This is a genomic window from Kitasatospora sp. NPDC058478, from assembly GCF_042720345.1.
Taxonomy (GTDB): Bacteria; Actinomycetota; Actinomycetes; order Streptomycetales; family Streptomycetaceae; genus Kitasatospora.
In genome coordinates this window covers 1-5,344 of record NZ_JBHXML010000143.1, presented here as the reverse complement: position 1 = coordinate 5,344, position 5,344 = coordinate 1, and the positions used below count along the sequence as shown (strand labels likewise).

6 protein-coding genes are annotated in these 5,344 nt (G+C 75.5%); 2 read left to right on the top strand and 4 right to left on the bottom strand.

The window, feature by feature from the left end:
- The first annotated feature begins 209 nt into the window (after positions 1-209).
- Positions 210-1,160, top strand: coding sequence for an ROK family protein (locus ACFWPT_RS40615; RefSeq protein ID WP_380488061.1), 951 nt, complete (start codon positions 210-212; stop codon positions 1,158-1,160).
- A 24-nt stretch (positions 1,161-1,184) separates the two neighbouring features.
- Entirely contained in the window at positions 1,185-2,444 is a 1,260-nt protein-coding gene (gene manA / locus ACFWPT_RS40610) for a mannose-6-phosphate isomerase, class I (RefSeq protein WP_380488059.1), read from the top strand.
- Here the strand turns inward: manA and ACFWPT_RS40605 are convergent.
- From ACFWPT_RS40605 to ACFWPT_RS40590, 4 genes are all read right to left on the bottom strand, one after another.
- On the bottom strand, positions 2,327-2,803 hold the full coding sequence (locus tag ACFWPT_RS40605) for a DUF2267 domain-containing protein (RefSeq protein ID WP_079135401.1): 477 nt from the start codon (positions 2,801-2,803) through the stop codon (positions 2,327-2,329). The genes manA and ACFWPT_RS40605 overlap by 118 nt on opposite strands.
- A 318-nt stretch (positions 2,804-3,121) precedes the next feature.
- Entirely contained in the window at positions 3,122-3,694 is a 573-nt protein-coding gene (locus tag ACFWPT_RS40600; RefSeq protein ID WP_380488055.1) for an acyl-CoA thioesterase, read from the bottom strand.
- Entirely contained in the window at positions 3,691-4,026 is a 336-nt protein-coding gene (locus ACFWPT_RS40595) for a hypothetical protein (protein WP_063346410.1), read from the bottom strand. The genes ACFWPT_RS40600 and ACFWPT_RS40595 overlap by 4 nt, the downstream gene beginning before the upstream one ends.
- Positions 4,027-4,278: 252 nt before the next feature.
- Complete coding sequence (locus ACFWPT_RS40590) at positions 4,279-5,247, bottom strand: DUF6528 family protein (protein WP_380488053.1); 969 nt, start codon at positions 5,245-5,247, stop codon at positions 4,279-4,281.
- Positions 5,248-5,344: the final 97 nt, after the last annotated feature.

The window sequence follows — 5,344 nt, the reverse complement described above, 5'->3', positions numbered from 1 at the left end:
GGGGGGCGGCGGTGGCTTCTTTCGGCGGTTCCCCGGCGCCTTCCGGCGGGGGGGGGTCGTCCCGCGGGGGGGTGGGGGGGGGGGGGCCCCCCCCCCCCCCCCCCCCCCCCCCCGCCCGCCGCGCGCCGTATGCCGCACTACGCTGATCGGCGCCCCGGCCCGCCCGCCGGGGCGCCACCCCCGCCCGAACCCGCCTGGAGTCCGCCGCGATGACCCTCACCCCGCCGCCCGCCGCCACCCCGCTGTTCGCCGCCGTGGACATCGGCGGCACCAAGATCGCCGGGGCGCTGGTCGACGGCCACGGGCGGCTGCGGCACCGGCACCAACTGCCCACCCCGGCCCGGGAGCCGGGCGCGACCGTGCTCGCCGTCGTGCACGAGGTGCTGGACCGGCTCGCCGCCACCGGCGACTGGGCCGCCGTGACGGCCGTCGGGATCGGCAGCGCCGGCCCGGTCGACCTCGCCGCCGGCACCGTCAGCCCCGTCAACATCCCCGGCTGGCTCGACTTCCCGCTGGTCGCCGAGGTCGCCGCGCACCCGGCGGTGGCCGCCCGGCGGCTGCCCGTCCACCTGGCCGGGGACGGCGTCGCGATGGCCGCCGCCGAGCACTGGCAGGGCGCCGCCCGGGGCGCGGCCAACGCGCTGTGCCTGGTGGTGTCGACCGGGGTCGGCGCCGGGCTGGTACTCGACGGCGCCGTCCGGCCCGGCCCCAGCGGCAACGCCGGCCACCTCGGCCACATCAGCGTCGACCTGGACGGCGAGCCCTGCCCGTGCGGCTCGCGCGGCTGCCTGGAGGGCCTCGCCAGCGGCACCGCGATCGCCCGCCGGGCCCTCGCCGAGGGCTGGCGCCCGGCCGGGGAGGACCGCTCGGCCCGGGCCGTCGCCGCCGACGCCGAGGCGGGCGACCCGGTCGCGCTCGCCTCCTTCGACCGCGCCGCCCAGGCCCTCGCCGCCGGGATCGCCGCCACCGCGGCCCTGGTCGATCTCGACCGGGTGGTGGTCGGCGGCGGCGTCGCCACCGCCGGCGACGTCCTGTTCGCACCGCTCGCCCGCCACCTCGACCGCTACGCCACGCTGTCCTACATCCGCGGTCTCGACGTCCGCCGCGCCGAACTCGGCACCGATGCCGGGCTGATCGGCGCGGCCGCGCTCTGCCGCTGACCCGAACCCCTCGGAGGCCGCGCCATGTCGCTCCCGCCCTTCGCCCTGCTCCACAACCCGGTCCGCCCGTACGCGTGGGGCTCGCCCACCGCCATCCCCGCACTGACCGGCACCGCGCCGACCGGCGCCCCGCAGGCCGAACTGTGGATGGGCGCACACCCGTCGGCGCCCTCCGAGCTGCTGGCTCCGGACGGCGCCGGCGGACCGCAGCCGCTGGACGAACTCATCCAGCGGTACCCGAACGCCATGCTCGGGCCGGACACCGTGGGGCGGTTCGGCCCGGCGCTGCCGTTCCTGTTCAAAGTGCTGGCCGCCGACCGGGCGCTCTCCCTCCAGGTCCACCCGACCCGGACCCAGGCGGCGGCCGGGTACGCGGCCGAGGAAGCCCGCGGGGTCCCGCTCGACGCACCCGAGCGGGTCTTCAAGGACCCCGGGCACAAGCCCGAACTCATCTGCGCCCTCGGGGACTTCGAAGCACTGTGCGGATTCCGCCCGGCCCCCGACACGGCCCGGCTGCTGGACGCGCTCGCCGTCCCGCTGCTCGCCCGCTGGGCGGACGACCTGCGCGCGCACCCCGCCGCCGAGGTCCTGCCCGCACTGCTGCGCCGGGTCCTGGCCGAGGACCGTCCCACCGTCCCCCAACTCCGCGACATCACCAGGGCGTTGCACCGGCTCGCGGCCGAGGGCGGCCCGTTCGCCGAGGCCTGCGCCGGCTACGCCCGCGCCGCCGCGCAGTACCCCGGCGACCCGGGCCTGATCGCCGCGCTGCTGCTCAACCACGTCCGGCTCGCGGCGGGCCAGGCCCTCTACCTGGACGCCGGCGTGCCGCATGCCTACCTCCGGGGCGTGGGCGTGGAGTTGATGGCCAACTCGGACAACGTGCTGCGCTGCGGGCTCACCCCCAAGCACGTCGACGTCGACGGCCTGCTGGCGGTCACGTCCTTCCACACCGGCGGACCGCAGGTCCTCACGGCGCTCCCAGGAGACCGGTTCGAGGACGAATTCCCCTCCCCCGCCGAGGAGTTCCGACTCTCCCGGCTGCGCCCGGGCCCGGCCGCCGTCCGCGCCGAGCTGCCCACCCCGCAGATCCTGCTGTGCGTCGAGGGCCGCGCCCGACTGCACGCCCCCGGCTTCGCGGACCTCGACCTCCCCCGGGGCGCGTCCGTCTACCTGCGGCCGGGCGCCGGACCGGTCGAGCTGACCGGCCGGGGTGCGGAGCTGTTCCGGGCCACCACCGGCGCGCCGGCCCAGGCCGGCACCGGGTGGCCGAACAGCAGGTCGTAACCGTCCGGGAGCTGCTCGACCACGCGGTCGACCAGTTCCCCCGGGGCCAGGTCGGCGAGGGTGCCGAGCACGGCCCCGATGTCCCACGGCCCGGTCGCCTCGGTCGCGCCGTCGATCCAGCCGACCACACCGCGCACGAAGCGCTCGGCGGTCAGCGGTTCGGCGGCGGGCCCGGCATCGCGCAGCAGCGGGGCGTACGCCTCGGGCAGCGCATCGGCGAGCTCGGCCCGTTCGGCCCCGACCAGGTGCTCACCGAGCAGTGCGAGCACGACCCGGATGGCGTGCTCCGCCTCCGCCTCGCTCGGGTACTCCCCGCAGTCGACGACGCGGGCGCGGAAGTCCTCCGGGGAGATGGTCATCGCGTCCTCCTTCCGGTCGGCGGGGACCGGCTGCGCTCCGCCCGGAGGCCGGAGGCCGAGAGCCGTCGGCCCTCGCGCGGACGATCCGTGGCCCGGTGGCCCGATGGCGGCGGACGGCTGGTGGCGGACGGCTGGTGGCGGCGAGGTCCGGTCGGCTGCGCCGTCACGGCCCGTGACCGCCTGGGGTTCGCCGGTGCCCGTGCTGCTCAGCGTACTGCGGCACGGCGGCAGGGAGACCGGCCGGACGGATCGACGCCGTTGTCGATCACGTCGCCGGCCCGCGCCCTGCCCGGCGCGGGGCCACCAGGGGCCCGGGTGTCAGGCCGCCGAGGCCCGACACCGTCTGCGGGTGCGGTGCGGCAGAGCGGCACCCGTGCGGGCCGCCACGCGCTGCGGCGGCGGCGCCGTGACCGGCACGGCCGGTGCGGTGGGCACAGCGGGCACAGCCGGCACGGCGGGGGCCCGCACCTCGTCCGGCATAAACGCCTCGAGAAAACTCCGCTCGTTCGAACTGAGTTTGCGCGAGCGGCCTGATTCACGGTCCCGCGCGACCACCACGGTCCTGGCCCGCATAAAGGTGAGCGGGTCACGGCAGACATCCACCACGATATGCGTGGAACTCCGCCCGATCCGTTCAACCGTCAACTGCACCGACAATGGCTCGGGCCGGTGGTACAACTGCTCCAGAAAATCGATCTCGTGCCGCGCGATAATGAATCCGGACGGGAACAGGGCGTCCCGGACGGCGGTCTCGTGGTGGCAGAACATGTCGTAAATCCCCTCCTGGACGTAGCCGACCAGCCGGGCGTTGTTGATGTGCCCGTTCTCGTCGACATCGCTCCACCGGGTGGGGCAGGACAGCACGTGCACGCCCGGGTGCAGCGCGCTCACTGCTGCGTCAGCCCGGCGCCGGTCGCGGCGGGGAGCAGTGCCCGGCGCAACCTGGCGTAGTAACCGGACTGTTCCGCCGCCATCCGGGCCGCCGTCCAACCCTCCTCGGCCGCTTCCGCGGCGACCTGGACGACCAGGCTGTCGAGCACCGCGTCAACCGACCGGCAGAGTTCGGCGACCGCCGCGAGACGCTCGGTGACATCCGCGCCTCCGGCCGCGCCCCGGGCCGGGAAAGCGGCCAGCGATTCCGCCGCGAGCTGCAGGTCGTCGACGGTGTCCGGCATTTTCTCCGGCATGTTTTCCGGCATCAAATTCGACACGTTTTTCTCCATGACTCAATCCGGCCATTACGGCCCGGTAGCTAGTGTTCGAATACACCGAATCGGTGTCGGCCCCCCGACGCCTTCGACGCTATCCCAGCCGACACGGTGGACGGATGGTTTACGGACGGCGACGGGAAACTCACTTCTATTGGAGTAGTTTGCCGGGGTACACAATATGCCCCATCATCCGAATGCCGTCGGCAGAACGGGTGGCATCGCCGACCCGAACCCCGAAACCGGCACCTGCGCGTCGCAAATCTGCTACCAGCCTCCCCACCACCTCGCCTTGTAGAGATGCGTCCCGCGCAGGGTCCGCGTACCGTCCGGCCGGTGCAGGGTGATCACCGAGGTGCACCAGGAGCACGGCCCGCTGTGGTCGGGGGCCACGGTCAGCAGCCGTCCGGTGCCGGGCTCGTCCCCGACGCTCTTCACATCCCGGACGGCTGCGGGGTCGTCCAGCCGCACGGCGGTGAAGCGGTCGGCCGCCGGGTCGTACCGCCACAGGCCGGTCAGCGTGCTCACCCAGAACCGCCCCGGCTCGGCCAGCACCGGCGCGAGGTCGTGCCCGCCGTGGTCGGGCAGCGGCGTCGACCGGACGGCGGTCAGGGTGGGCGCCGCCGGGGTGCCGCCCACCCGCAGCGCGGTCAGCACGTCGTCGCCGAGCACCCAGAGCAGGCCCGTCCGGCCGTCCCAGTGCACGCCGTGCGCGCCCGGGAGCGGGTAGCCGGCGTGGGCGGTGGCACGCGGCCCCTGCGAGGCCGCGTACAGCCGCACCCACCCGCCGCCGCTCGCCGCGACCGCGACGTTGCCGTCCGGCAGCAGCTCGATGCTGTGCGGATTGGCCGCCCCGCCCAGGTCCGCCGCCCAGCGCGTCGCGCCGGTGGTGGTGTCCACGACGGCGGCCAGGCCGCCGGAGGCGGTGGTCAGCAGGTAGCGCCGGCCCTGCCGGACCCGGCTCTTCGCCTCGTCCGGATTCGTCCAGCTCCGCGCGGGCGTCAGGTCCGCGAGCCCGGCCGCCCGGTCGGCGCTCCAGCCCCACACGACCGGCAGCCGCCCCGGGCCCCGGTAGGCCATCAGCTCCTCGGCGCTCTGCAGCACCAGGACGCTACGGGACTCCTGGTCCACCACCACGACCGCCCACCCGGGCGACCTGGCCTGCACGCCGGTCGCCGGCACGCAGAACAGCAGGACGCACAGGGCGCACAGGGCCGCCAGCCTTCTCCTCAGCACGCCCCCACCGTGCTTGCTCCCGGGCCGGTTTGCACGGTGGAGCGTCCGAACGGCCGTGGCGATCACGGTGGCGGATCCGGGGTGGCGGATCCGCCAC